The 25400-nt window shown below is 73.4% G+C and carries 23 protein-coding genes; 15 read left to right on the forward strand and 8 right to left on the reverse strand.

All coding sequences use genetic code 11. The annotated features are described in order from the left end of the window. Nucleotides 1-134 precede the first annotated feature (134 nt). Together CLT72_RS24125 and CLT72_RS24130 are read left to right on the forward strand one after the other, a co-directional pair. Nucleotides 135-4502, forward strand: a complete 4368-nt coding sequence (locus tag CLT72_RS24125) for a HAMP domain-containing protein (protein WP_101413719.1) — start codon at nt 135-137, stop codon at nt 4500-4502. Next, the gene (locus CLT72_RS24130) at nt 4499-5053 is read left to right on the forward strand and encodes a response regulator (protein WP_089002479.1); all 555 of its coding nucleotides are present in this window, start codon (nt 4499-4501) and stop codon (nt 5051-5053) included. Before CLT72_RS24125 ends, CLT72_RS24130 begins: the two co-directional genes overlap by 4 nt. A 153-nt stretch (nt 5054-5206) precedes the next feature. Here CLT72_RS24130 and CLT72_RS24135 read toward each other — a convergent pair whose 3' ends face one another. Continuing rightward, the gene (locus CLT72_RS24135) at nt 5207-5542 is read right to left on the reverse strand and encodes an STAS domain-containing protein (protein WP_101413720.1); all 336 of its coding nucleotides are present in this window, start codon (nt 5540-5542) and stop codon (nt 5207-5209) included. Between the two features lie 335 nt (nt 5543-5877). On the opposite strand from CLT72_RS24135, the gene hemL reads away from it, so the two are divergent. Genes hemL through ccsB form a run of 6 tightly spaced genes read left to right on the forward strand, consistent with a single transcriptional unit; the run spans nt 5878 to nt 11915 of the window. Continuing rightward, entirely contained in the window at nt 5878-7215 is a 1338-nt protein-coding gene (gene hemL, locus CLT72_RS24140) for a glutamate-1-semialdehyde 2,1-aminomutase (RefSeq protein WP_101413721.1), read from the forward strand. A 6-nt stretch (nt 7216-7221) separates the two neighbouring features. Further along, nucleotides 7222-7869, forward strand: a complete 648-nt coding sequence (locus tag CLT72_RS24145; RefSeq protein WP_089002476.1) for a histidine phosphatase family protein — start codon at nt 7222-7224, stop codon at nt 7867-7869. After that, nucleotides 7869-8444 (forward strand): TlpA family protein disulfide reductase, encoded by a 576-nt coding sequence (locus CLT72_RS24150; RefSeq protein ID WP_101413722.1) that lies wholly within the window; start codon nt 7869-7871, stop codon nt 8442-8444. Before CLT72_RS24145 ends, CLT72_RS24150 begins: the two co-directional genes overlap by 1 nt. Next, complete coding sequence (locus tag CLT72_RS24155; RefSeq protein WP_101413723.1) at nt 8444-9274, forward strand: cytochrome c biogenesis CcdA family protein; 831 nt, start codon at nt 8444-8446, stop codon at nt 9272-9274. Before CLT72_RS24150 ends, CLT72_RS24155 begins: the two co-directional genes overlap by 1 nt. Continuing rightward, nucleotides 9274-10938, forward strand: coding sequence for a cytochrome c biogenesis protein ResB (resB, locus tag CLT72_RS24160; RefSeq protein WP_101413724.1), 1665 nt, complete (start codon nt 9274-9276; stop codon nt 10936-10938). Before CLT72_RS24155 ends, resB begins: the two co-directional genes overlap by 1 nt. Next, complete coding sequence (gene ccsB, locus CLT72_RS24165; protein ID WP_101413725.1) at nt 10938-11915, forward strand: c-type cytochrome biogenesis protein CcsB; 978 nt, start codon at nt 10938-10940, stop codon at nt 11913-11915. The genes resB and ccsB overlap by 1 nt, the downstream gene beginning before the upstream one ends. Before the next feature lie 298 nt (nt 11916-12213). Here the strand turns inward: ccsB and CLT72_RS32030 are convergent, their stop codons facing one another. Next, nucleotides 12214-12372, reverse strand: a complete 159-nt coding sequence (locus tag CLT72_RS32030; RefSeq protein WP_158242069.1) for a hypothetical protein — start codon at nt 12370-12372, stop codon at nt 12214-12216. A 40-nt stretch (nt 12373-12412) separates the two neighbouring features. Beyond that, a complete protein-coding gene (locus tag CLT72_RS24170; protein ID WP_101413726.1) occupies nt 12413-12889 on the reverse strand; it encodes a MarR family winged helix-turn-helix transcriptional regulator in 477 nt (158 codons plus the stop codon). Between the two features lie 100 nt (nt 12890-12989). Between CLT72_RS24170 and CLT72_RS24175 the strand changes: the two genes are divergently transcribed. The 3 genes from CLT72_RS24175 (at nt 12990) to mqnP (ending at nt 15977) form a co-directional block, all read left to right on the forward strand. Next, nucleotides 12990-13544, forward strand: coding sequence for a carboxymuconolactone decarboxylase family protein (locus tag CLT72_RS24175; RefSeq protein ID WP_101413727.1), 555 nt, complete (start codon nt 12990-12992; stop codon nt 13542-13544). A gap of 61 nt (nt 13545-13605) precedes the next feature. Continuing rightward, a complete protein-coding gene (locus tag CLT72_RS24180) occupies nt 13606-15066 on the forward strand; it encodes a menaquinone biosynthesis decarboxylase (protein WP_101413728.1) in 1461 nt (486 codons plus the stop codon). Next, nucleotides 15066-15977: a menaquinone biosynthesis prenyltransferase MqnP gene (mqnP, locus tag CLT72_RS24185; RefSeq protein ID WP_101413729.1), complete on the forward strand. Its 912-nt coding sequence runs from the start codon at nt 15066-15068 to the stop codon at nt 15975-15977. The genes CLT72_RS24180 and mqnP overlap by 1 nt, the downstream gene beginning before the upstream one ends. An 84-nt stretch (nt 15978-16061) precedes the next feature. Here mqnP and CLT72_RS24190 read toward each other — a convergent pair whose 3' ends face one another. Further along, entirely contained in the window at nt 16062-17045 is a 984-nt protein-coding gene (locus CLT72_RS24190; protein WP_101413730.1) for a terpene synthase family protein, read from the reverse strand. A 192-nt stretch (nt 17046-17237) separates the two neighbouring features. Between CLT72_RS24190 and CLT72_RS24195 the strand changes: the two genes are divergently transcribed. Then, entirely contained in the window at nt 17238-17867 is a 630-nt protein-coding gene (locus CLT72_RS24195; protein ID WP_101413731.1) for a UbiX family flavin prenyltransferase, read from the forward strand. Nucleotides 17868-17933: 66 nt separating this feature from the next. On the opposite strand, the gene CLT72_RS24200 is transcribed toward CLT72_RS24195, so the two are convergent. Next, nucleotides 17934-18200, reverse strand: coding sequence for a BldC family transcriptional regulator (locus CLT72_RS24200; protein ID WP_089002465.1), 267 nt, complete (start codon nt 18198-18200; stop codon nt 17934-17936). 268 nt (nt 18201-18468) lie between these two features. Between CLT72_RS24200 and CLT72_RS24205 the strand changes: the two genes are divergently transcribed. From CLT72_RS24205 to cds1, 3 genes are all read left to right on the forward strand, one after another. Further along, a complete protein-coding gene (locus tag CLT72_RS24205) occupies nt 18469-18927 on the forward strand; it encodes an Lrp/AsnC family transcriptional regulator (protein ID WP_101413732.1) in 459 nt (152 codons plus the stop codon). A 125-nt stretch (nt 18928-19052) separates the two neighbouring features. Further along, nucleotides 19053-19880: an SDR family NAD(P)-dependent oxidoreductase gene (locus CLT72_RS24210; protein ID WP_101413733.1), complete on the forward strand. Its 828-nt coding sequence runs from the start codon at nt 19053-19055 to the stop codon at nt 19878-19880. A 21-nt stretch (nt 19881-19901) separates the two neighbouring features. Then, nucleotides 19902-20993, forward strand: coding sequence for an L-cysteine desulfhydrase Cds1 (gene cds1, locus CLT72_RS24215; protein WP_101413734.1), 1092 nt, complete (start codon nt 19902-19904; stop codon nt 20991-20993). 45 nt (nt 20994-21038) lie between these two features. On the opposite strand, the gene CLT72_RS24220 is transcribed toward cds1, so the two are convergent. The 3 genes from CLT72_RS24220 to CLT72_RS33025 form a co-directional block, all read right to left on the reverse strand. Continuing rightward, nucleotides 21039-21659, reverse strand: coding sequence for a putative glycolipid-binding domain-containing protein (locus CLT72_RS24220; protein WP_101415359.1), 621 nt, complete (start codon nt 21657-21659; stop codon nt 21039-21041). Nucleotides 21660-21768: 109 nt separating this feature from the next. Continuing rightward, entirely contained in the window at nt 21769-23655 is a 1887-nt protein-coding gene (locus CLT72_RS24225; RefSeq protein WP_101413735.1) for a DEAD/DEAH box helicase, read from the reverse strand. 196 nt (nt 23656-23851) lie between these two features. Next, nucleotides 23852-25396 (reverse strand): hypothetical protein, encoded by a 1545-nt coding sequence (locus tag CLT72_RS33025; RefSeq protein WP_486484316.1) that lies wholly within the window; start codon nt 25394-25396, stop codon nt 23852-23854. Nucleotides 25397-25400 lie beyond the last annotated feature (4 nt).

Consider the following 25400-nt stretch of genomic DNA (forward strand, 5'->3'; position numbering starts at 1 on the left):
GGGCGGGGGCGGTGGGTTCGGCGGGGGTCGGGGCGGGGTGGGTGGGCGCGTGGGCTTGGTGTGGGGGAGGTCGCGGGCACAATGAGGGGATGGCCGGCGTCGGCAGGAGCCGGTGGCCCCGAGCTGAGCGAGGAATGATGACCACGAAACAGTCGGCGACCGTGGACCCGTCCGCGCCCGACCACGAGGCGCTCCTCGGCGAGCTGACCGAGGCGCTGCGGCGGGTCGGTCGGGGCGACCTGAAGGTCCGGCTGCCCCGCCGGGCGGGCCGGGCCGGCGAGGTCGCGGACGCCTTCAACGAGGTCGTGTCGCTCCAGGAGCGGCAGTACCTCGACCTGCGGCGGATCAGCCGGATCGTCGGCCGGGACGGCCGGCTCACCGAGCGCCTGGACGACGAGGGCCTGGACGGCTCCTGGGCGGAGGGGCAGCGGGCGGTCAACTCGCTCATCGACGACCTGGGCCGGCCGACCACCGAGATCGCCCGGGTCATCGTCGCGGTGGCCGACGGTGACCTCTCCCAGCACATGGCCCTGGAGATCGACGGCCGGCCGCTGCGCGGTGAGTACCTGCGGATCGGCCGCACGGTCAACACGATGGTCGACCAGCTCTCGTCCTTCTCGAACGAGGTCACCCGGGTCGCGCGGGAGGTGGGCACCGAGGGCAAGCTCGGCGGCCAGGCCGACGTACGCGGCGTCGCCGGCACCTGGAAGGACCTCACCGACTCGGTGAACACCATGGCGTCGAACCTGACCGGCCAGGTGCGGTCGATCTCCCAGGTGGCGACGGCGGTGGCCAAGGGCGACCTGTCCCAGAAGATCACGGTCAGCGCGCGCGGCGAGGTCGCCGAGCTGGCCGACACGATGAACTACCTCACCGACACCCTGCGGCTCTTCGCCGAGCAGGTGACCCGGGTGGCCCGCGAGGTGGGCACCGAGGGCAAGCTCGGCGGCCAGGCCGAGGTGCCGAACGTGGCCGGCACCTGGAAGGACCTGACCGACAGCGTCAACTCGATGGCGTCGAACCTGACCGCCCAGGTGCGCAACATCGCCCAGGTCTCCACGGCGGTGGCCCGGGGCGACCTGTCGCAGAAGATCACCGTGGCGGCGCAGGGCGAGATCCTGGAGCTGAAGGACACCGTCAACACGATGGTGGACCAGCTGTCGTCGTTCGCCGACGAGGTGACGCGCGTCGCGCGCGAGGTGGGCATCGAGGGCAAGCTCGGCGGCCAGGCCCAGGTACGCGGCGTCTCCGGCACCTGGCGCGACCTCACCGAGAACGTCAACCAGCTCGCCGGCAACCTGACCAGCCAGGTCCGCAACATCTCCCAGGTCTCCACGGCCGTGGCGAAGGGCGACCTCTCCCAGAAGATCACGGTCGACGCCCAGGGCGAGATCCTGGAGCTGAAGAACACCGTCAACACGATGGTGGACCAGCTGTCGTCGTTCGCCGACGAGGTGACGCGCGTCGCGCGCGAGGTGGGTACGGAGGGCAAGCTCGGCGGTCAGGCCCAGGTCAAGGGCGTCTCCGGTACGTGGCGGGACCTGACGGACAACGTGAACTCGATGGCGTCGAACCTGACGTCGCAGGTGCGCAACATCGCCTCGGTCACCACGGCGGTGGCGAAGGGCGACCTGTCGCAGAAGATCACCGTGGACGCCCGGGGCGAGATCCTGGAGCTGAAGTCGACGGTGAACACGATGGTGGACCAGCTGTCGTCGTTCGCCGACGAGGTGACGCGGGTGGCCCGCGAGGTGGGTACGGAGGGCAAGCTGGGCGGTCAGGCCCAGGTGCGCGGCGTCGCCGGCACCTGGCGGGACCTGACCGACAACGTGAACTCGATGGCGTCGAACCTGACCGCCCAGGTGCGCAACATCGCCCAGGTCTCGACCGCCGTGGCGAAGGGCGACCTGTCGCAGAAGATCACCGTGGACGCCCGGGGCGAGATCCTGGAGCTGAAGTCGACGGTGAACACGATGGTGGACCAGCTGTCGTCGTTCGCCGACGAGGTGACGCGGGTGGCCCGCGAGGTGGGTACGGAGGGCAAGCTGGGCGGTCAGGCCCAGGTGAAGGGCGTCTCCGGTACGTGGCGGGACCTGACGGACAACGTGAACTCGATGGCGTCGAACCTGACGTCGCAGGTGCGCAACATCGCCTCGGTCACCACGGCCGTGGCGAAGGGCGACCTGTCGCAGAAGATCACCGTCGACGCCCAGGGCGAGATCCTGGAGCTGAAGTCGACGGTCAACACGATGGTGGACCAGCTGTCGTCGTTCGCCGACGAGGTGACCCGGGTGGCCCGCGAGGTGGGCAGTGAGGGCAAGCTCGGCGGCCAAGCCCAGGTCAAGGGCGTCTCGGGCACGTGGCGCGACCTCACCGAGAACGTCAACCAGCTCGCCTCGACCCTCACCACCCAGCTGCGCGCCATCGCCCAGGTCTCCACCTCGGTGACCCGGGGCGACCTGACCCAGCGCATCGCGGTCAAGGCGCAGGGCGAGGTCGCCGAGCTGAAGGACAACATCAACCAGATGATCGTCACCCTCCGGGAGACGACCAAGAAGAACGCCGAGCAGGGCTGGCTCGACTCGAACCTGGCCCGGATCGGCGGCCTGCTCCAGGGGCAGCGCGACCTCGGCGAGGTCTGCCGCATGATCATGATGGAGGTGACCCCGCTGGTCGACGCGCAGCTCGGCGCGTTCTTCCTGGCGGACAACTCCGAGGGCGTGATGCGGCTGCGGCTGACCGCCTCCTACGGCTACGTCGCCCGGGGGCACGAGGTCACGTTCGGCCCCGGCGAGGGTCTGGTCGGCCAGGCCGCCCTGTCCCGGCGCACGATCCGGATGGGCGGGGCGCCGGACGGCAAGCTGATGCTCCGCTCCGGGCTGGCCGAGACCCCACCGGCCGACCTGGTCGTACTGCCCGTGCTCTTCGAGGGCGAACTGCTCGGCGTCATCGAGTTCGCCAGCGTCGCGGCCTTCTCCGAGCTGCACCTGTCGTTCCTGGAGCGGCTCGTGCTCACCACCGGCATCGCCGTCAACACCATCCAGGCCAACCGGCGTACGGAGGAACTGCTCGCGCAGTCGCAGCGGCTCGCCCACGAGTTGCAGGAGCAGTCGGCCGAACTCCAGCGCACCAACGCCGAGCTGGAGGACAAGGCGCAGCTGCTCTCGGAGCAGAAGGGCAACATCGAGACGAAGAACCGGGAGATCGAGCTGGCCCGGCTCGGCCTGGAGGAGAAGGCCCAGCAGCTCACGAGGGCGTCGGCGTACAAGTCGGAGTTCCTGGCCAACATGAGCCACGAGCTGCGTACGCCGTTGAACTCGCTGCTGCTGCTCGCCCGGCTGCTGGCCGAGAACTCGGAGCAGAACCTGACGCCGAAGCAGATCGAGTTCGCCCGGACGATCCACGGCGCCGGCTCCGACCTGCTGTCGCTGATCGACGACATCCTGGACCTGTCCAAGATCGAGGCGGGACGGATGGACGTCGAGCCCACCGCCGTCCGGTTCGACGAGATCCGTGGCTACGTGGAGCAGGCGTTCGCGCCGCAGGCGGAGGAGAAGGGCCTCGACTTCCAGGTACGGATCAGCAAGGACCTGCCGGAGGCGCTGGTCACCGACGCCCAGCGGCTCCAGCAGATCCTGCGCAACCTGCTCTCCAACGCGGTCAAGTTCACCGACAACGGGGCGGTGACGCTGCGGATCGCGCCGGCGCCCGACAGCGCGGTCTTCGACGTACCGGCCCTGACCAACGCGCGGCAGGTCATCGCGTTCACGGTGGTCGACACCGGCATCGGCATCTCCGACGACAAGCTGTCGCTGATCTTCGAGGCGTTCCAGCAGGCCGACGGCACCACCAGCCGCCGCTACGGCGGTACGGGGCTGGGGCTGTCGATCAGCCGGGACCTGGCCCGGCTGCTGGGCGGCAGCATCGTGGTGGCGTCGGCGCCCGGCCAGGGCTCGACGTTCACCCTCTTCGTGCCGGACGTGCTCGCCCCGGACGCGGTGGTGGCGCCGCTGCCGCCGTCACCGGCGCGGGCCGGGCTGCCGTCGTCCCTGCTCATGCCGCCGCCGGAGCTGCCCGAGCCGGCCTCCACGCCGGCCACCCGGCGGCTGGAGGGCGCCACCGTGCTGATCGTCGACGACGACGTCCGGAACGTCTTCGCGCTGACCAGCGCGTTGGAGCTGCACGGCCTCACCGTGTTGTACTCGGACAACGGGGCGGACGGCGTCCGCCTGCTGGCCGAGCATCCGGAGGTGGACATCGTCCTGATGGATGCGATGATGCCCGATCAGGACGGGTACGAGACGACCCGACAGATCAGGCGCAACCACCGGTTCGCCGACCTGCCGATCGTCTTCCTGACCGCCAAGGCCATGCCCGGCGACCGCGAGTCGGCGCTGGCGGCCGGAGGAAGTGACTACATCACCAAGCCCGTCGACCTGGACGAGTTGATCGAACTCATGTCGTCCTGGATCAGCGGCAGCCGAACCGAGGAGAGTTCGTGACCCAGATGGCAAAGGCGCTGCTGGTGGACGACCGCCGGGAGAACCTGATGGCACTGGAGGCGATTCTCCAGGGCCTGCCGGTGCAGTCCGTCGCCGTCGAGAGCGGCGAGGCGGCCCTGAAGCAGCTGCTGGTCGACGACTTCGCGGTGATCCTGCTGGACGCCCAGATGCCGGACATGGACGGCTTCGAGACGGCCAGCCACATCAAGCGGCGCGAGCGTACGCGGCACGTGCCTATCATCTTCCTCACCGCCGCCGACCGGGACGCCCAGCTGGCGCTACGCGGTTACGCGGTCGGCGCGGTCGACTACCTGACCAAGCCGTTCGACCCGTGGGTGCTGCGCGCCAAGGTGTCGGTGTTCGTCGAGCTGTGGGTGAAGACCCGGCAGCTCGCGGCCCAGTCCGACCTGGTGCGGGAGCGCGACGCGCAGTTGCGGGTGCTGACGGACGCGGTCGACGAGGCCACCACGATGCTGCGCCTGGACGAGGCGGACGCCCGCGACCGCGCGGTGCAGCTCCTCGAAGAGGCCCGCTGGGGCAACACCCCCTGACCGGCCCACGAGCGTGCGAGACCTTGGTGGCTGACGGCCCCGGAGGGGCCCTTTCCCACCAAGGTCTCGCCGCCTGCGCGGAGCGTGCGACCGGTGCGCGGTGCGCGTAGGGGCCGGGAACGGGCGGGAGGTCAGCCCGGTGGGCGGGGCGGGTCAGCCGGTGGTCTGGTCGTTGCGGATCATCAGGGCACTGCGCAGGCCCGTGATGTCCAGGACGCGGAGCAGGAAGTCGCCCACGTTGGTCAGGATCAGCAGGCTCTGGGCGTGACTGGCCTTGCGGCTCAGCACGACGAGGGTGCCGAGACCCTGCGAGTCGCAGAAGGTGACCCCGCCGAGGTCGAGGACGATCCGCGGGGGCGGCTCGGCGAGCACCTCGTTGACGACGGTCGACAGCTGGGCGGCCGTGAGCATGTCGATCTCACCGGTCAGGCGAAGCACGGCTTCGTCACCCGTCCGGTGTAGCGTGATGGACAGTTCGGCACGATCCACCGGGTCAGCCTAGCGCGATCCGAGTGGCCCGGCCTGTCGAGCGGTGGCGACCGAGCCAGCCAAGTGTCGCGACACCGCTCCCGCCAGCGTAAACACCCCCACACCAGGACGCCGACCACACCCACCCGACGGTGCTGGGCGACGACCATCCCTCCCCGGGCGCGGAGCGGAGTCGTCCCGGCGGGGCGCGGGCGGATCCGCTCCCAGGCAGGGCGGGGCGGAGGCGTCCCGGGCATCCGCCGGGGGAGTGTGGGAGGCCGGTCCGGGTGAGCCTGGTAACCCCGGTGCGGGGTGCCTGCCGATTCGCCGTCCGACGCTGACACAATGGCGGCATCGTGACCGATATGTTTCCCGCCGCATCTGGCCGCTACCCGGCCGACGCGCCGGCCTCCGAGGCCCTGTTCGACCGCGCCAAGGCCATCGTGCCCGGCGGGGTGAACTCCCCCGTGCGCGCGTTCCGCGCCGTCGGCGGCACGCCGCGCTTCATGGTCCGGGGGGAGGGGCCCTGGCTCTACGACGCCGACGACCGGCGCTACGTCGACCTGGTCTCCTCCTGGGGCCCGCTGATCCTCGGCCACGCCCACCCGGAGGTCGTGGACGCGATCAGGTCGGCCGCGACCCGGGGCACGAGCTTCGGCACCCCCACGCCGGGCGAGGTCGAGCTGGCCGCCGAGATCGTCGACCGGACCCCGGTCGAGCAGGTCCGGCTGGTCAACTCCGGCACCGAGGCCACCATGTCGGCGATCCGGCTGGCGCGTGGGTTCACCGGCCGCCCACGGATCGTCAAGTTCTCCGGCTGCTACCACGGGCACTCCGACGGCCTGCTGGCCGCCGCCGGCTCGGGGGTGGCCACCCTCGGCCTGCCCGACTCGCCGGGCGTGACCGGCGCGGCGGCGGGCGACACGATCGTGCTGCCGTACAACGACGTGGCCGCCGTCGAGCAGGCGTTCGCCGCCGAGGGCCAGCACATCGCCGCGATCATCACCGAGGCCGCCGCCGGCAACATGGGCGTGGTGGCCCCGCGCGACGGCTTCAACTCCCAGCTCGCCCGGATCGCGCACGCGCACGGCGCGCTGCTCATCGTCGACGAGGTGATGACCGGGTTCCGGGTCTCCCGCGCCGGCTGGCACGGCCTCGACCCCTCCGACGCCGACCTGTGGACGTACGGCAAGGTCATGGGTGGTGGGCTGCCGGCCGCGGCGTTCGGCGGGCGCGCGGAGATCATGGAGCGACTGGCCCCCGCCGGCCCGGTCTACCAGGCCGGCACCCTCTCCGGTAACCCGCTGGCCTGCGCCGCCGGCCTGGCCACGCTGCGGCTCGCCGACGACGCGCTCTACCGCAAGCTGGACGACGCGGCCGCCGTCGTGGGCCGGCTCGCCGCCGACGCGCTGGCCGCCGCCGGGGTCCCGCACCGGCTGTCGTACGCGGGAAACATGTTCTCGATCTTCTTCACCGACGCCGACGTGGTCGACTACGACAGCGCCCGCACCCAGCAGGTGCCGGCGTTCAAGGCGTTCTTCCACGCGATGCTCGCCGGCGGCGTCTACCTGCCGCCGAGCGCGTTCGAGGCGTGGTTCGTGTCTGCGGCGCTGGACGACGCCGCTCTGGAGCAGATCGCCGCCGCCCTGCCGGTGGCGGCCAACGCTGCGGCAGCGGCGGGTCACGGGGGGTAGCGTACGGTGAGCAAGACGGTGGTCCACGTGCTGCGGCACGGCGAGGTGCACAACCCGGACGGCATCCTCTACGGCCGGCTGCCGGGCTTCCGGCTCTCCGAGCTGGGGGTGCAGATGGCCAAGGCCGCCGCGCAGGGGCTGGCCGAGCGGGAGGTCGTGCACGTGGTGGCCAGCCCGCTGGAACGCGCCCAGCAGACGGCCGAGCCGATCGCCGCGCAGTTCGGGCTGCCGGTCGGCGTGGACGAGCGGCTCATCGAGAGCGCCAACTGGTTCGAGGGCAAGAAGGTCTCCCCGGGCGACGGCTCGTTCCGCGACCCGCGCAACTGGTGGGTGCTGCGGGACCCGGTCACCCCGTCCTGGGGCGAGGCCTACCGAGCCATCGCGGAGCGGATGTTCGGCGCCCTCCAGGCCGCCCGGGTGGCGGCCGAGGGGCGCGAGGCCGTGCTGGTCTCCCACCAGCTGCCGATCTGGACGCTGCGCCGGTACGTGGAGCGCAAGCGGCTCTGGCACGACCCGCGCAAGCGTCAGTGCGGGCTGGCGAGCCTCACCTCCTTCCACTTCGACGGCGCCAAGGTCGTCGGCATCGGCTACTCCGAGCCGGCCGCCCACCTGATCGCGATGTCGCCGACAGCCAGGACGGCCAAGGGGGCCTGATGAACGCCCGGAAGTGGACCGCGGGTCTGCTCGCCGCCGTCGCGACGGTGGCGCTGGCCGGCTGCTCGTCGCGCGACGGGGAGGAGGCCTGCGACAACTCCGGCGGCATCATCGAGTGCGCCCCCGACCAGCGTTCGGCCGCGCCGAAGCTCGCCGGTGAGCTGCTCACCGGCGGCAGCCACGACGTGGCGAGGGACCGGGGCCAGGTCGTGGTGGTCAACTTCTGGGGTTCGTGGTGCGCGCCGTGCCGGGCCGAGGCCGACGACCTGGAGAACACCTACCAGGCCACCAAGGGCTCCGGGGTGACGTTCCTGGGCATCAACATCCAGGACCAGCGGGACAAGGCGCTCGCCTTCGAGGAGAGCTTCAAGGTCACCTATCCGAGCCTCTTCGACCCGCCGAGCCGGCTGGCGCTCGCCCTGGACATCCCGCCGAACACCATCCCGGCCACCGTCGTGCTGGACCGCGACGGCCGCATCGCCGTGGTGATCCGGGCGGCGGTGAAGCAGGAGGGCCTCCAGCCCATCGTCGAGCGGATCGCGGCCGAGAAGCCGGCCCCCAACGGTTCCCGCTGATGGGCGAGACGTTCTCCGAGCTCGCCCAGTCGGGGCCGCTGCTGCTCGCCATCGGCGCGGCGGCGCTCGCCGGGCTCGTCAGCTTCCTCTCCCCGTGCGTGCTCCCGCTGGTGCCGGGCTACCTGTCGTACGTCACCGGCCTCGCCGGGGCGGACCTGGAGACCCGCCGCCCCCGGGTCGGGGCCACGCCCGTTGCCGGCAGCGGCGGCGGGGTGGCGGTGCGGGAGCGCACCGAGGCGCCGAAGGCCGCGGTCAAGGGCCGGGTGCTGGCCGGCACGCTGCTGTTCATCGCCGGCTTCACCGCCGTCTTCACCGCCACCGCGATCCTCTTCGCCGGCGTCGGCCGGGTCTTCTTCGAGTACGAGCGCACGCTGGAGATCGTCGTCGGCGCGCTGATCGTCGTGCTCGGGCTGAGCTACGTGGGGCTGGTTCCCGGGTTGCAGCGGGAGTTCCGGTTCCAGCGGCTGCCCGCCGCCGGGCTGCTGGGCGCGCCGGTCTTCGGCGCGGTCTTCGCGCTCAGCTGGGTGCCCTGCGTGGGCCCGACGCTCGGCGCGGTGATCGGCATGGCCGCCGTCGGCGGGCAGACCGACCGGGCCGTGGTGCTCGCCGTGGCGTACTGCCTCGGGCTGGGGATACCGTTCGTCGTCTTCGGGCTGGGCTTCGAGCGCCTGCTCGGGGTGTTCCGCGCCGTCCGGCGCAACAGCCGGTGGGTCACCCGGGTGGGCGGCGCGCTGCTGATCCTGATCGGCCTCGCGCTGGTCACCGGCGGCTGGACGAACTTCGTGATCTGGTTGCAGACCACCGTCGGGGTGGGCGAGGTGAGCATCTGATGACCGCCGTCGACGACCGGCCGGCACCGCCGGCCGAGGCCCCCCGGCGCCGGCCCAACCGCCTGCTGGCCCTGCTGCGCAACTCGTGGCGGCAGCTCACCAGCATGCGTACGGCCCTGGTGCTGCTCTTCCTGCTCGCGGTGGCCGCCATCCCCGGCTCGGTGCTGCCGCAGCGCGGGGTCAACCCGGAGGACGTGCGGGACTACTTCACCGCGCACCCCGACCTGGCCCCGGTGCTGGACCGGATCGGCGCCTTCGAGGCGTTCGGCTCGGTCTGGTTCTCCGCGATCTACCTGCTGCTCTTCACCTCGCTGATCGGCTGCATCACGCCCCGGCTGCGGGACCACGTGCGGGCGCTGCGGTCGAAGCCGCCGGCGGCGCCGAGGCGGTTGGACCGGCTGCCCCAGCACGCAGTGCTGGCCGCGCCCGAGGGCGGCGCGACGGCGATCGCGGAAGCGCTGCGCCGGCGGCGCTGGCGGGTGGTGGTGCGCGGCGACGAGGTCTCCGCCGAGAAGGGCTACCTGAAGGAGACCGGCAACCTGCTCTTCCACAGCTCGATGGTGGTCGTGCTGGTCGGCGTCGCGCTCGGCTCCTGGTACGGCTGGAGCGGCAACAAGCTGCTGGTGGCCGGCGAGGACAACGCGTTCTGCAACACCCGCCAGCAGTACGCCGAGAGCAAACTCGGCCCGCGCGTCAGCAGCGCCGACCTGCCGGGCTTCTGCATCCGGCTCGACGACTTCGAGGCCCGGTTCCTGGAGTCCGGCCAGCCGGAGTTCTTCGACGCCAAGGTGACGGTGGACGAGGCCGACGGCGAGCGGCGGCAGGCCAACTTCTCGGTCAACTCCCCGCTGCGCCTCGACGGCGCGAACGTATACCTGCTCGGTCACGGCTACGCCCCGGTGATCCGCTACACCGACCGGTTCGGCAAGAGTCAGACCAGCAACTTCCCGTTCCTGACCACCGGCGACGTCGGCCTGACCAGCGAGGGGCTGGCGGCGTTCCCGGACATCAACGTCGACCCGGCCACGGGCACCCGCGACCCGGACCTCCAGATGGCCTTCTCCGGTCTCTACCTGCCGACGGCGCCGGCCGTCGCGCCGTTCGCCCGCTCCGAGTACCCGACCGAGCGCAATCCCGCGCTGAACCTCGTCGCCTACCGGGGCAACCTGGGCATGGACGCCGGCATCCCCGGCTCGGTCTACGAGCTGGACCAGCGGCAGGTGCGCGCCGGCAAGGTCAAGGAGGTCGGCACGAAGCTGCTCCGCAAGGGCGAGACCTGGAAGCTGGACGACGACACCACGGTCGAGTTCCTGGGCACCGTGCCGTACATCACCCTGTCGGTCCGGTACGACCCCGGCTCGACGCCGCTGCTGGTCAGCTCCGGCGTGCTGCTGATCGGGCTGATGGGCTCGCTGTTCGGGCGGCGCCGCCGGGTCTTCTTCCGGGTGCTGCCGGCCGGCACCACCGACCCGACGAGTGGATCTCCGACGAGCGGTAGTAGTTTGGTCGAGGCCGGTGGCCTGCCTCGCACCGACCATCCTGGGTTCGCCGACGAGTTCGCGCAGCTCGTGGCCGCGATCGGCGGCGACGGGCGGCCGGACGACGGGGCCAGCGTCGACCGCGACGGCGGCGACCGGGCCGGAGCGCGAGAAGGAGCCGAGTGATGTCCGCACTCTCCGACCAGCTGGTGTCGTTCGCGATCCTGGCGTACCTGGTCGCGATGATCAGTCACGCCGTCGAGTACGCGTTGGGCAACTCCCGCACCCGGGTCGCCGCGGCGCCCGCCCGCGAGCTGGTCGGCGCCGGCGTCGGCGCGGCCGGGGGCAGCACCCCCGACGCGCCCGTCGACCCCGGCGCGGCGGCGGCCGAGCTTACGGCCCGACGCGCCCGGCTGGGCGGCCTGGTCGCCGTCGCGGCCACCGCGCTCGGGGCGTTGCTGCACCTCGGGGCGCTGGTCACGCGCGGTCTCGCCGCCGACCGGATGCCCTGGGGCAACATGTACGAGTTCGTGCTCACGGGCACCTGGATCGGGGTCGCCGCCTGGCTGGTGGTGCTCTGGAAGCGGCCGCAGCTGCGCCGCCTCGGGCTCTTCATGTCGCTGGTGATGGTGCTGCTGGTGGCGACCGCCGAACTGGTGCTCTACACCCCGATCGTGCCGCTGGTGCCGGCGCTCAACTCGTACTGGTTCGTCATCCACGTCTCGACGATCGTCTTCGCCTCCGGCATCTTCCTGCTGGGCGCGGTGCCGGCGGTGGCGTTCCTGATGCGCTCCGGCTACGAGCAGGGTCGGCGCAGCTTCCCGTACACCCTGGCGAAGCGGCTGCCGGCGGCGGCCGCGCTGGAGCGGCTGACGTTCGTGCTGCACGCCTTCGCGTTCCCGGTCTTCACCTTCGCGGTGATCGCCGGGGCGATCTGGGCCGAGGCGGCGTGGGGTCGGCCGTGGGGCTGGGACCCGAAGGAGACCTGGTCGTTCATCTCCTGGGTGATCTACGCCGGCTACCTGCACGCCCGGGCCACCCCGAGTATGAAGCGGAACGTGGCGACCTGGCTCGCCATCGTCGGCTTCCTCACCATGCTGATGAACCTCTTCGGCGTCAACATCTTCTTCGAGGGCCTGCACTCGTACGGCGGCCTGGACTGAGCCGACCCGCCCGCTCGGGGACGCTGCTCGCCAGCGGATCAGGTGGGGCCGTCTGCTGGGCCGGCCCCACCTGATCGACGGCAGCGGGCGCGCGAACTGCTCGTCGCCCGCCCTGGGCGCGAAGCGGCTGCGCCGGACCTCGACGCTCGACGGGTGGTCGGTGCGTCCCGATACCACACAGGCATTTATATGCCTGAGAGGCATCGTTGTTCCGGCGGTGGTGGCTCATCCGCTCGACGCGGACCCAACCGCTTGCGACACGTCTCAGGCTCGAGGCCGGGAAGGCGCGGCGGGGCGGTCAGGCCGCGTCGTCCAACTGCCGCCCGGCGATCTCGGCCGCGTGCACCGGGTCGATGTCGCTGGCCCCGGCTTCGAGGTCAGCCACGGGCGGGCCCGGGTCGTGCCGGTCGGCGTAGTGGTCGCGCTTCGCCCGCCCCCGGCTCCGGGCGGGTCCCACAGGGGAACCGCACCTCGGCCGCGAACGCCAGGGACGGTGGTCAACCACCGAACCAGCCGGGCACGTCGAGGCGGAAGAGGTTGGCCGGGGTGACCGCGCGCAGGTCGTCCTCCAGGGCGGCGACCCGGTCGGGGCCGAGGGTCGCCGCCCACCGCTGCCGGAGCTGGTCGAAGACGGCCGCCGAGCGGCGCAGGCCGTCCAGGCCGTGCGGGGTCGCCCGGACCAGCTTGCGGCGGGCGTCGCGCGGGTCGTCGGCGCGCTCCAGGTAGCCGAGGGCGACCAGCCGGTCCACCGTCTTGCCGGCCGCCTGCTTGGAGACGCCGAGTCGCTGGCCCAGCCCGGTGGCGGTGGTGCCGTCGCCGCCGACGGCCTGGAGGACGAAGCCGTGCAGCGGCCGCAGCTCCGGGTGCCCCTGCCGGGCCAGCTCCGCGTGCAGGTCGTCGATGAGCGTACGGAAGCCGGCCAGCAGCAGCAGGGGCAGCAGGAAGCCGGGCCGGTCGGGTTCAGCCGTTGCCATGTTCGACAACCACGTTTACTATTTCGACAACCATGTTGACGATCCTACGTCACGCGCGGCGCGACGCCGACCGTCCCCGACCTCCCGAGAGCAGGTTCCCGTGCCCCCGTTCACCGCGCACACCGTCGAGACCGCCCCCGCCGCCGCCCGGCCGACCATTGAGGGCGTACGCCGCAGGCTCGGGCACCTGCCCGCCGCCGTCGGCCTGATGGCCGGCTCCCCGGAACTGCTCGACGGGTTCCTCACCGTCAACGGCATCTTCGAGAAGTGTGCCCTCGACCCCGTCGAGCGGGAGGTCGTCGTCCTGACGGTCGCCACCCGCAACGAGTGCCACCTCTGCGTCGCCATGCACACCGCCGCCCTCACCCGGCACGGCGCCACACCCGAGCTGATCGGCGCGCTGCGCGCCGGCACGCCCCTGCCCGACGACCGGCTGGAGGCGCTGCGGCGCTTCACCCTCGCCGTGCTCGACCACCGGGGCGCGGTGCCCGAGGACGGCACCACCGCCTTCCTGGCGGCCGGCTACCAGCCCCGGCACGCGCTGGACGTGGTGCTCGGCGTCGGCACGTACACCATCTCGACCTTCGCCAACCGGCTCACCGGCGCCCCGCTCGACGCGCCCCTGGCCGCGTACGCCTGGGAGCCTGCCGTGTGATCGCGGGTGTCACACCACCCGGCGTGGCCGCCGCCGAGGTCGGTGCGGGAGACTGGCAGACATGGCGGCACGTGGCTTCCCGTACACCGATCTCAAGGACTTCCTCGCGGCGCTGGAGCACGCGGGCGAGCTGCGGCGGGTGAGCGCCCCCGTCGATCCCACCCTGGAGATCAGCGAGATCGTCACCCGGACGGTCCGCGCGGGCGGCCCGGCGCTGCTCTTCGAGCGGCCGACGCGCGGCGAGATGCCGGTGGCGGTCAACCTCTTCGGCACCGAGAAGCGGATGGCGATGGCGCTCGGCGTCGAGTCGCTGGACGAGATCGGCGAGCGGATCGGCCACATGCTCAAGCCGGAGCTGCCGGTCGGCCTCTCGGGGATGATGGACGGCCTCGGCAAGGTCAGGCAGCTCACCTCGATGCCGCCGAAGAAGGTCAGGACCGCGCCCTGCCAGCAGGTGGTCTACCGGGGCGACGACGTCGACCTGAACCGGCTGCCCGGGCTCCAGGTCTGGCCGGGTGACGGCGGGATCTTCCACAACTTCGGGCTGACGCACACGAAGCACCCCGAGACCGGCAAACGCAACCTGGGGCTCTACCGGTTGCAGCAGCACTCGCAGAACAGCATCGGCATGCACTGGCAGATCCACAAGAACTCCACGGCGCACCACGCGGTCGCCGAACGGCTCGGGCAGCGGCTGCCGGTGGCGATCGCCATCGGCGCTGACCCGGCGGTCGCCTACTCGGCCAGCGCGCCGCTGCCCGCCGACATCGACGAGTACCTGTTCGCCGGCTACCTGCGTGGTGAGCGGGTCGAGATGGTGGACTGCCTGACCGTCCCGTTGCAGGTCCCGGCGCACGCGCAGATCGTCCTGGAGGGCTACATCGAGCCGGGCGAGCGGCTCCCGGAGGGCCCGTTCGGCGACCACACCGGCTTCTACACGCCGGTGGAGCCCTTCCCCGTCATGCACGTCGAGTGCATGACCATGCAGCGCGACCCGGTCTACCACACGATCGTCACGTCGCAGCCGCCCCAGGAGGACCACGGCCTCGGCAAGGCCACCGAGCGGATCTTCGCGCCGCTGCTGCGCTTCCTGATCCCGGACATCGTCGACTACGACCTGCCCGCCGCCGGGGTCTTTCACAACTGCGCGATCGTGTCGATCCGCAAGCGCTACCCGAAGCACGCCCAGAAGGTCATGAACGCGATCTGGGGCGCGCACATGATGTCGCTGACCAAGCTGATCGTGATCGTCGACGAGGACTGCGACGTGCACGACTACAACGAGGTCGCCTTCCGCGCCTTCGGCAACGTCGACTACGCCCGGGACCTGCTGCTCACCGAGGGCCCGGTGGACCACCTCGACCACGCGTCCTACCAGCAGTTCTGGGGCGGCAAGGCGGGCGTCGACGCGACCCGCAAGCTGCCCGAGGAGGGCTACACGCGGGGCTGGCCGGAGGAGATGCGGATGGCCCCCGAGGTCGTCTCCCTGGTCGACAAGCGCTGGAAGGAGTACGGCATCTGATGGCCACCGCCGTCGAACCGGCGCAGCGGCCGGGCCGGGTCAAGTCCTTCCTCAAGCTGGTGGCGATCGAGCACTCCGTGTTCGCGCTGCCGTTCGCGTACCTGTCGGCGCTCACCGCCATGCAGGTGCACGGGGGGCGGGTCCGGTGGCTGGACCTGCTGCTGATCACCGTGGCGATGGTCGGCGCGCGGACGTTCGCGATGGCCGCCAACCGGATCCTGGACCGCCGGATCGACGCGCGGAACCCGCGTACGGCCGCCCGGGAGCTGGTCACCGGGGCGGTGAGCGTACGGACGGCCTGGACCGGCGCCGCGGTCGCGCTCGCGGTCTTCCTCGCCGCCGCCGCCCTGCTCAACCCGCTCTGCCTGGTGCTCGCGCCGCTCGCCGTGGTGCCGCTGGTCGTCTACCCGTACGGCAAGCGGTTCACCAACTGGCCGCACGCCATCCTGGCGATCGCCCAGGCCGTCGGGCCCGTCGGCGCCTGGCTGGGCGTCACCGGCACCCTCGACGGCTCCTGGCCCGCGTGGCTGCTCGGCGTGGCCGTCGGCCTGTGGATCGGCGGGTTCGACCTGATCTACGCCTGCCAGGACGCCGAGGTCGACCGGCAGATCGGCGTGCACAGCGTGCCGGCCCGCTACGGGCTGCGGTTCGCGCTGCGCGCCTCCACCGTGGCGCACGTGGTGACGTTCGCGCTGTTCATCTGGTTCGGGGCGCTGATCGGCTTCGGCTGGCTCTGGTGGATCGGGCTGGGGCTGACGGCGCTCGCCTTCGGCTACCAGCACCTGGTGGTCAGCCCGACCGACCTGAGCAAGGTCAACCGGGCCTTCTTCACCGCCAACGGGTTCGTCGGCATCGCCCTGTTCGTCCTCGCGCTGCTCGACCTGGTGATCCGCCTGGGCCTGCGCGCCTGACCCTGGGCCCGTCGCCGACGCCGGCCCTGGCTCCTCGCCCGATCCGGCCGGCCGCCCCCGCCAGCGACGGCGAGGCCCGGCAGCTCAGCGGAGGGCGACGGGCTCGGCGCGGGCGCCGGGGTAGCGGGCGCTCTCCAGGGTCCAGTCGACGGTGGCCCGTACGGCGTTCGCCACCCCGTCGAGATGGTCGGCCACCGCCCGGTCCAGCCCCGGGCCGAACGACGGCACCGCCGCACGCAACTCGACGAACCGCCCCATCGACGCCCGCCAGCGCTCGGCCGTCAGCCCCACGGCGGCCGCCACCGGCACCCGCTGCTCGGCCGCCGTCGCGAGGACCAGGTTGTGCCCGCCCGAGGTGGCCTCGTCGCGCTCCAGCGAGGCGAGGTCGTTGTACCAGGAGAGCAGGTCGTTGCCGGTGTCGGCGATCTCGCGCAGCAGCGGATGGTGGTGGACCGCGTCGGGCAGCGGGCGCCCGGTGACGAACTCCACCAGCGGGTACGACACGTACGCGGCGGAGGTGGCGCGCCGCAGCGCCACGTACTCGGCGACGCCGGGGCGGCGGCCGGCCGCCTTGTTCGCCGCCTCCCGCCATGTGCCGTCGAGGTGGTCGGCGACGGCGTCGGCGAAGCGCAGCCGCCAGCGGGCCGGCATCCGCCGGCGCGGCTCCCGCCACCCGTGCACCAGCAGCCGCCGCAGCGGCCCGGTCAGGCCGGCGTGCCGGAGCCGGGGACCGGCGTGCAGCAGGGTCAGCGCCCCGTCGCGCAGCGCCCGGATCCGGTCGGTGCCGAGCCGGCCCGGCCCGTCGCACGCGTCGTCGACCAGGAAGAACCAGGTGAACAGGGCAGTCAACGCCCGCAGGTCGGCCTCGGCGGCCCGGGGGTAGAGCCGGCCGGCGTACCGGGCGACGCCGGCGCGCGCCAGCCGCCCCGGGGCCGCGTCGTCGGCGGCCAGGCCGAGACCCGGCAGCAGGTCGTCGACCAGCCACTCCTGCACGCGGTCGGCGTACGGCGAGAGCCGGGGCGGGATCGGGCACTCGGACCGCAGCGACCAGAGGACCTCGCCGGTCATCACCGATTCCTCCCGGGTGCGATCCGCTTCGCGTGCGAATTGCCACCGGCAGCATGTCAGGCCACTGGGATGGGCGCGTTCCCGGCCCGACATCGCGCCCGACGTAGGACAACCGACACCCGAGGGGGACATCACGGGCGCAGCGGGCGGGGTGCCCGGCGTCGGAAGGAGGCGACCAGGCAGGCTGGAGGCATGCGTGAACCATGGGTGGTCGGAGTCTCCGGGGCGTCCGGCACGCCGTACGCGGCGGCCGTCGTGCGGGCGCTGCTCGACGCGGGCGAGCCGGTGGACCTGATCGTCTCCCGGGCCGCCCGGCTGACCGTCCTCGACGAGACCGGCCGCCCGTTCCGGGACGGGCACTGGGCCGAGGACCTCGCCGCCTGGCTGGGCCGCGACCTGACGGGAACCGACGTGCGGCACTGGCCCGCCGGTGACCTGGCGGCCGGCCCGAGCAGCGGCTCCTACCGCGTACGCGGGATGGCGGTGGTCCCGGCGAGCACGGCGGCCTGCGCCGGCATCGCGATCGGGCTCTCCAAGGACCTGTTGCAGCGGGCCGCCGAGGTCAACCTCAAGGAGCGCCGGCCGGTGGTGGTGGTGCCCCGGGAGACGCCGGTTACCCGCAGCCACCTGGAGCATCTGATCGCGCTGCACGACGCCGGGGCGGTGGTGCTGCCGGCCAGTCCCGGCTTCTACGGGGCCGGGGCGTCGGCCTCAGCGCCGCAGCTCGTCGACTTCGTGGCCGGCAAGGTGCTGGACGCCCTCGGCGTACCGCACACGCTGTTCCGTCGTTGGTCGGGTGAGCTCGGCGCGGCGCGGGAGTGACCCGGGCCCGGCTCACCGGGACGCGGACCGGAGCCTGCGTCCGGTCCGCGCGATGATCCGCACCATTCAGTACATGCCGGCGTTGGCCGGGCCCGGCCCGGTCGAGGCGGCCGGCCCCGCGTTACGCGGCTTGCCGACGTCTTCCGCCTCGTCCAACATGCCCTCCCCCTCAAGCAGGGCCCGCACCTCGGATTCCCGAAACCGGCGATGCCCGCCTGGAGTCCGGATGCTGCCTATCCGGCCCGCCGCCGCCCAGCGCGTCACAGTCTTCGGGTCAACCCGAAACAGCGCGGCAACTTCACCCGGTGTCAGCAGGCGATCTCCAGTGTCCACAGCCCCCTCCTCGCGTCGACGAAGCCCCCGGCTGAACACACTGCCCCCGGCCGGTGCGAGCCCAGAGCCGTCATGAGGGACGTATGGCAATTACAGCACCAGCGACCTGGCCTGTCCGCCAAACGCGAAAAACGCACTGAGTGGGAAGTTAGGAAATATTACCTGCGTACGGCTCCCTTGACTGCGAGTTTGCGAGCGACTACACCCTGTCATGTCCAACGCGCGCCGGATGCCCGACGTTACGCCCGGACCGCTAGGGTCACAGTCCGTGGACGCCATCGACCTGAGCCTCGTGGAGCTGCTACGCGGCAACGCCCGCCTGTCCTACGCCGAGCTGGCCCGGCAGGTCGGCCTCTCCGCGCCCGCCGTGCACGAGCGGGTCGGCAAGCTGGAGTCCAGCGGCGTGATCCGGGCCTACCGGGCGGAGGTGGACCCCGAGGCGATCGGCTTCGCCGTCACCGCGCTCATCGGGATCGTCGAGGACTCCGGCGGCGACACCGACGACGTGCTGGAGGCGTTCCGGCAGATGCCCGAGATCGAATCCTGCTACTTCATGGCCGGCGTCGAGTCGTTCATGCTCAAGGCCCGGGTGGGCACCATCGCCGAGCTGGAACGGCTCATCGTGCGGCTGAACCGGACCCCGGGCGTCGCCTCCACCCGGACCGGCATCGCCCTCTCCACCAAGTGGGAGAACCGCCCGCAGGCCCCGGTGCCGCCCGCCGCCTGACCCGTCGCCCTCCGGCCCCCGACCGCCCCGGCAGCCGCGGCCCGCCACCTTCGGCCCTCGGCCGCCGGACAGCCGCGTCCGGCCGGCTCTGGCGCGCGGTCGCCGGGCGGCGATAGCGTGCGCCGATGACGAAGCCAGCCCCCGGAACGGCGGTGGTCACCGGTGCGGCCGGCGGCCTGGGCCGCGCCATCGCCGCGGCGCTGCACGCCGACGGCTGGCCGGTGCTCCTCACCGACCACGACGGCGAGGCGGTGGCCCGGGCCGCCGCGCCGCTGGGCGGCTGGTCCCGCCCGCTGGACGTACGCGACTCCGACGCCTGCGCCGCCGTCGCCGCCGAGGCGGCCGGCCGGGGCGGGCTCGGCCTCTGGGTGAACAACGCCGGGATCCTCGTCACCGGCCCCTCGTGGGAGCACGACGCGGCGACCCGCCGCCGGGTGGTCGAGGTCAACGCCCTCGGCGCGATGAACGGCACCCTCGCCGCGCTGGCCGTCATGCGGGCCCAGGGGCACGGGCACGTGGTCAACGTCGTGTCGCTGGCCGGCCTGGTGGCCGCGCCCGGCGAGACCGTCTACGCGGCCAGCAAGCACGCGCTGATCGCCTTCTCCATCGGCACCCTCGCCGACCTGCGGCTGGCGGGGCACCGGGGCGTACACGTGTCGTGCCTGTGCCCGGACGGGATCTGGACGCCGATGCTGCACGACCGGCTCGACGACCCGGGCGCCGCGGCCTCCTTCACCGGGACGCTGCTGACCCCCGAGCGGGTGGCCCGGCGGGCCGCGCGGCTGGCCCGACGGCCACGCCCGGTCGTCAGCGTCCCCCGCTGGCGCGGCGCGCAGGTCCGGCTCCTCGACGCGCTGCCCGGCGCCGCCGTGCGGCTCGCCCCGCTGATCCTCGCGGCCGGCCGGGCCGGCCAGCGTCGCCAGCGCCGTCGGGTGGGGGCCTCCGGGGACTGAACGGCTTGCTAGGTTTCGAGCGTGACTCATCTCGACCGGTGCGACGAGGCCAGCCGGCGCTGGGTGACCGAGGCGATCGCCGCCGTCGAGGCGGACGCCAACCGCTCCGCCGACACCCACCTGCTGCCGTTCCCGCTGCCCCGGTCGTGGGGGATCGACCTCTACCTCAAGGACGAGTCGGTGCACCCGACCGGCTCGCTGAAGCACCGCCTGGCCCGCTCGCTCTTCCTCTACGGGCTGTGCAACGGCTGGATCGGTCCGGAGACCACGATCGTGGAGGCGTCCTCCGGCTCGACGGCGGTCTCCGAGGCATACTTCGCGCGGATGCTCGGGCTGCCGTTCATCGCGGTGATGCCCGCCTCCACCTCGCCCGAGAAGATCACCCAGATCGAGTTCCAGGGCGGTCGCTGCCACCTCGTCGACGACCCGGCCAAGGTGGTCGTGGAGGCCCGCTGGCTGGCGGAGGACTCCGCCGGGCACTTCATGGACCAGTTCACCTACGCCGAGCGGGCCACCGACTGGCGGGGCAACAACAACATCGCCGAGTCGATCTACGCGCAGCTCGCCCTGGAACGGCACCCGGTGCCGGCGTGGGTCGTGGTGGGCGCCGGCACCGGCGGCACGAGCGCCACCATCGGCCGGTACGCCCGCTACCAGCGGCTGCCCACCAAGCTGTGCGTGGTCGACCCGGAGAACTCCGCGTTCTATCCCGCCTGGCAGGCCGCCGACTGGTCGGTGCGCACCGGGCGGGGCTCCCGCATCGAGGGGATCGGCCGACCGACCGTCGAGGCGTCGTTCGTGCCGTCGGTGGTGGACCGGATGGTCCAGGTGCCCGACGCCGCCTCGCTGGCCGCCATGCGCGCCGGCTCGGCCGTGCTCGGTCGCCGGGTGGGCGGCTCGACGGGCACGAACCTGTGGGGCGCCTTCGGGCTGATCGCGGAGATGCTCGCCGCCGGACGCACCGGCTCGGTGGTCACCCTGATCTGCGACGCCGGCGACCGCTACGCCGACACCTACTACTCCGACGACTGGTTGGCCGCCCAGGGGCTCGACCCGACCCCGCACCTCGCGACGGTCGAACGCTTCCTCACCACCGGCGCCTGGCCGGCCTGAGCCGCCCGCCGGCCTGAGCCGCCGGGCCGGCGCCAAACTGCCCGGTCAGCGCGGGTCGACGCGCTCGGCCAGCCCGGGGTAGCGCACCACGTAGCCGTCGCCGTCCAGGTCGATGTCGGCGGTGAAGGAGTCGCTGGTGAAGCGCACCCGGCCCGGGCCGAGCGGCGTGTAGACCTGCTCGGCGGGCACGACCAGCAGGCTCGGCACCAGCACCCAGGCGACGTCGATGCGGTGCGGAACGTCGGCCGCGGCACGGGTCAGCCCGAGCCGGTGCACCGGCAGCGTGTTGAACAGCGCCGCCCCGCCGAGGTCGACGTCCACCGCCCCGGCCAGCCGGCCGGGGTCGTCGCTGCCGGGCAGCCCGACCGGCGGGTGGCCGCCCGCCCGCAGCGCCGCGTCCAGGTCACCCTGCTCGGCCGTGGTCACCCGCCACCCGTCGCCCACCCGTTCCAGGCGTACGCTCCGCAGCCATCCGGTGCCCTCCGCCTCGACCTCCACCCGGGCGCTGGCCCACTGCGGGTCGGTGGCGAGCTGGTAGCGACAGGTGTAGGGGATCGGGTCGACGGCGGTCAGGGTGCCCCGCGCGGTCAGCCCACGCCCGTCGTCGAACAATGCGTGCTCCGCGCCGGCGGTGTCCGTCCGGGCCCAGAAGAGCGACTTCGGCATGGTCGGCATGAGCCGGACGTTACGCGACCCGGCCGACACCGGCAGCGGATGCGGAAACGCCGCCCCGGAGCCGGGGCCCCGAGGCGGCGTTCGCCGTTGACGCTGGAAGTCAGTGCGTACGCGCCGGCGGACGCCCGCCGAAGCCCCGCCGATCGTCACGTGGCCGCTCGTCACGCCCCCGGCCCTCGGGCCGGAAGCCGCCCCGGTCGCCGTAGCCGCGACCCTCGGTGGGGCGGTCGCCGTAGCGGCGTTCGCCCTGGGGCCGGTCGCCGTAGCTGCGGCTGTCGGTGGGGCGGTCGCCGTAGCGGCGTTCGCCCTGGGGCCGGTCGCCGTAGCTGCGGCTGTCGGTGGGGCGGTCGCCGTAGCGGCGTTCGCCCTGGGGCCGGTCGCCGTAGCTGCGGCTGTCGGTGGGGCGGTCGCCGTAGCGGCGTTCGCCCTGGGGCCGGTCGCCGTAGCTGCGGCCCTCGGTCGGCCGGTCGCCGTAGCCACGGCCGCCGTCGCGCCCGTCCCGGTCACCGAAGCGCCGCTCGCCACGGTCCGCGAAGCCCCGCTCGCCGTAGCCACGACCGGCGGTGGGCCGGTCGCCGTAGCGGCGTTCGCCCTGGGGCCGGTCGCCGTAGCGCCGCTCACCCTGGGGCCGGTCGCCGTAGCGGCGCGGGCCGCCCGGCCGGTCGCCGTGCCGGCGCGGCTCGTCGACCTCGACGCGCACCGGGACGCCGCTCGGCTCGCGGGCGCCGGTCAGCTCGGCGAGCGCCGGGTCGCCGACGCGCACCCGGGTCTCGGCCGGCGCCACGCCGGCCTTCTCCAACATGGCGAGGGTGGTCCGCCGCTGCTTCGGCAGCACCAGCGTGGCCACCGCGCCCGACTCGCCGGCCCGGGCGGTACGACCCGCACGGTGCAGGTAGTCCTTCGGGTCCTTCGGCGGGTCGACGTGCAGCACCAGCGAGACACCGTCGACGTGGATGCCCCGGGCCGCCACGTCCGTGGCGACCAGGACGTTCATCCGGCCCTCACGGAACTCGGCCAGCGTGCGGGTACGCATCCGCTGGGTCTTGCCGCCGTGCAGCCCGCCTGCCCGTACGCCGACGGCGGCCAACTGCTCGACCAGCCGGTCGACGCCGAGCTGGGTGCGGGCGAAGACCATCGTCCGCCCGTCCCGGGCCGCGATGGACGCCGCGACCGGGAACTTGTCGTGCGGCGGGATCAGCAGCATGTGGTGGTCCATGGTGGACACCGAGGCGGTGGACGGCGCGGTGGAGTGCGTCACCGGGTCGGTCATGAAGCGCTTGACCAGCGCGTCGACGTCGCCGTCGAGGGTGGCCGAGAAGAGCAGCCGCTGGGTGCCGGCCGGCGTCTTCGCGAGCAACTCGGTGACCTCGGGCAGGAAGCCCATGTCTGCCATCTGGTCGGCTTCGTCGAGGACGGTGACCTCGACGTCGTCCAGGTGGCAGACGCCCCGGGCGATCAGGTCGCCCAGCCGGCCCGGGGTGGCCACGATGATCTCCACACCGCGCCGCAGGGCGTCGACCTGCCGGTCGTACGGCACGCCGCCGACGGCGGTCTTCAGGAAGACGCCGACGGCCTTGCCGAGCGGCATCAGCGCGTCGTTGACCTGCATCGCGAGTTCCCGGGTCGGCACCAGGACCAGGGCCCGGGGGCGCAGCGGCCGGGCCCGGTTGCGGTCTGCCACCAGGGCCAGCAGGGGCAGGCCGAAGGCCAGGGTCTTGCCGGAGCCGGTCTGGCCCCGGCCGAGGACGTCCCGGCCGGCGAGCGCGTCGGGCATGGTGGCGCGCTGGATCTCGAACGGGGTGGTGATGCCCTGTCGGGCGAGCGCGTGGACCAGCGGCTGGGGCAGCCCCAACGCGGCGAAGTCGGTGGCCTCGGGCGTCACCGCGGCGGCCGGGTCCTGGCCGGTGCCGTCCCGCTCGACGGCGGTCTGCGCGTCGGCGGTGTCGAGGGCGGGCGTGAACGTGCTGGGTTCAGCAAAGGTCGTCAAGAAATACCTTTCGAGCGGGGCGCATCTTCGCGATGGCCTGCCGCAGCTGAACGCCGCCGAATCGCCCGCAAGATCGCCCATGGGCGCGTGGGACGCGCCGGGTCAGTGATCCTCACCAGTGTACGGCGACAGGACGAACCCGCCACCCGACCTCGGACGGGTAGTGGGCGGGCTCACCATCGACGTCGTACGCGGCTCACTTGCTCAGGACGCCGCCCACCAGCCCGCCCACCGTGTCGTTGGCGAGCAGTACGACGAGCACGCTGATCGCCACCAGCAGGCCCAGCGAGGCGGCCAGTACGACCACCACCTTGGTCGTGCTGGAGCGCTCCTCGGTGGGGGTCTCCGTCCAGCCCTGGGCCAGGATGTGCCCGGTCAACGAGCCGGAGTTCTCCACCGGGTTGCTCGGCAACGAGACCGTGCTGAAGCCCGGGCCCTCGGTGCCGGCACCGTAGAGCGTGCCCAGGTCGGGCCCGCCGTCGTAGCGGCCCGCCGCGGTGCCCTCGGCCCGCCCGGCGCGCGTGGCCGAGCCGTCGCCGGCGCGGCCGGCCAGCTTGCGGGCCTCCCGGGGCGCGGCGGCGGGCTCCGCACCACCGGGCCGGCGGTCGCCGGGGCTGGTGGGCGGCGGCCAGGCCGGCAGCGCGGGCGCGGGCACGACCGGCGGCGCGGACGCCGACCCGGAGAACGACGGCGCGGCGAACGGCGGGGCGCTCGCCGGGGGCGCGGAGAACGGTGGCGCGGCGAACGGCGGGGCGCTCGCCGGGGGCGCGGAGAACGGCGGCGCGGCGAACGGCGGGGCGGACGCAGGCGGCGCGGAGAACGAGGCCGCGACCGGTCGCGGAGCGGCTGCCGGCGGCCCGCTCACCGGAGGCGCGGAGAACGGCGGCGCGGACGCCGGGGGCGCGGCGGACGGCGGGGCGCCCGCGAAGGGCGCCGGTCCGGCGCCGGGCGTGGCCGTGAGGGGCGGCGGCGGGAACGGTGGCGCCGGCATCGGGCCGGGCGGGGGCGGCGGGGCGGGCACCGGTGGTCCGGGTGGCGGCACGGGCGGACCCGGCACGGGCGGTACCGGCGCCGGGGGCCGGGGCCCCGGGCCGGGCGGGTAGGGCCCGGGGACCGGGGGCGTGGGGGTCGGGACCGGCGGGGCCGGCGACGGCGGGTTCGGGCCCGGCACCGGCGGCGTGGGGGCGGGCGCCGGCTCGGGCTCCGGGACCGGTGGGGTCGGCGGCTGAGCCGGCTCCGGCGGCTGGGCGGGCTCCGGGGGTTCCGGGTTGACCGGCGCCGCCCGGTAGATCCGGGCCTCGCCCGTCCGGGAGCGGATCGCCCCGGCCTCGTCGGCCGAGATCCGCCTCATTCCGGGTACGGCGGCGCTGGCCCGCGCCCCCGCCGTGCCCCGCTGCCCGGGGACCGCGGGGGCGGGGGTGGCCGTTCCGCCGGCCCGGTAGGTGGTGCCGGCGCTGGGGCCGGTCGACGGCGCCGCGTCGCCCTCGGCGGGCACGGCGGCGGAGGTCACCGACACCCGGCCCCGGGCCGGTGCGGCGGGCTGTCGGCGTACGTCGTCGGCGGGCGGCTCGGACGACGACCCGGACGGCCCCGCGGAGCCGGCCGCCGCCGTGGCTGTGCCCCCGGGCGGGGGCGCCGACGGGGCGCCGACGGGCGTCAGGGGATGCGGTGCCCCGGCACGGCTCCGGTCGGGCGCGGATCCGTGGTCGACCGGCTCCGCCGGAACCTCTTGCTCGGCCATGCTC

The sequence above is a fragment of the Micromonospora sp. CNZ309 genome (assembly GCF_002846525.1).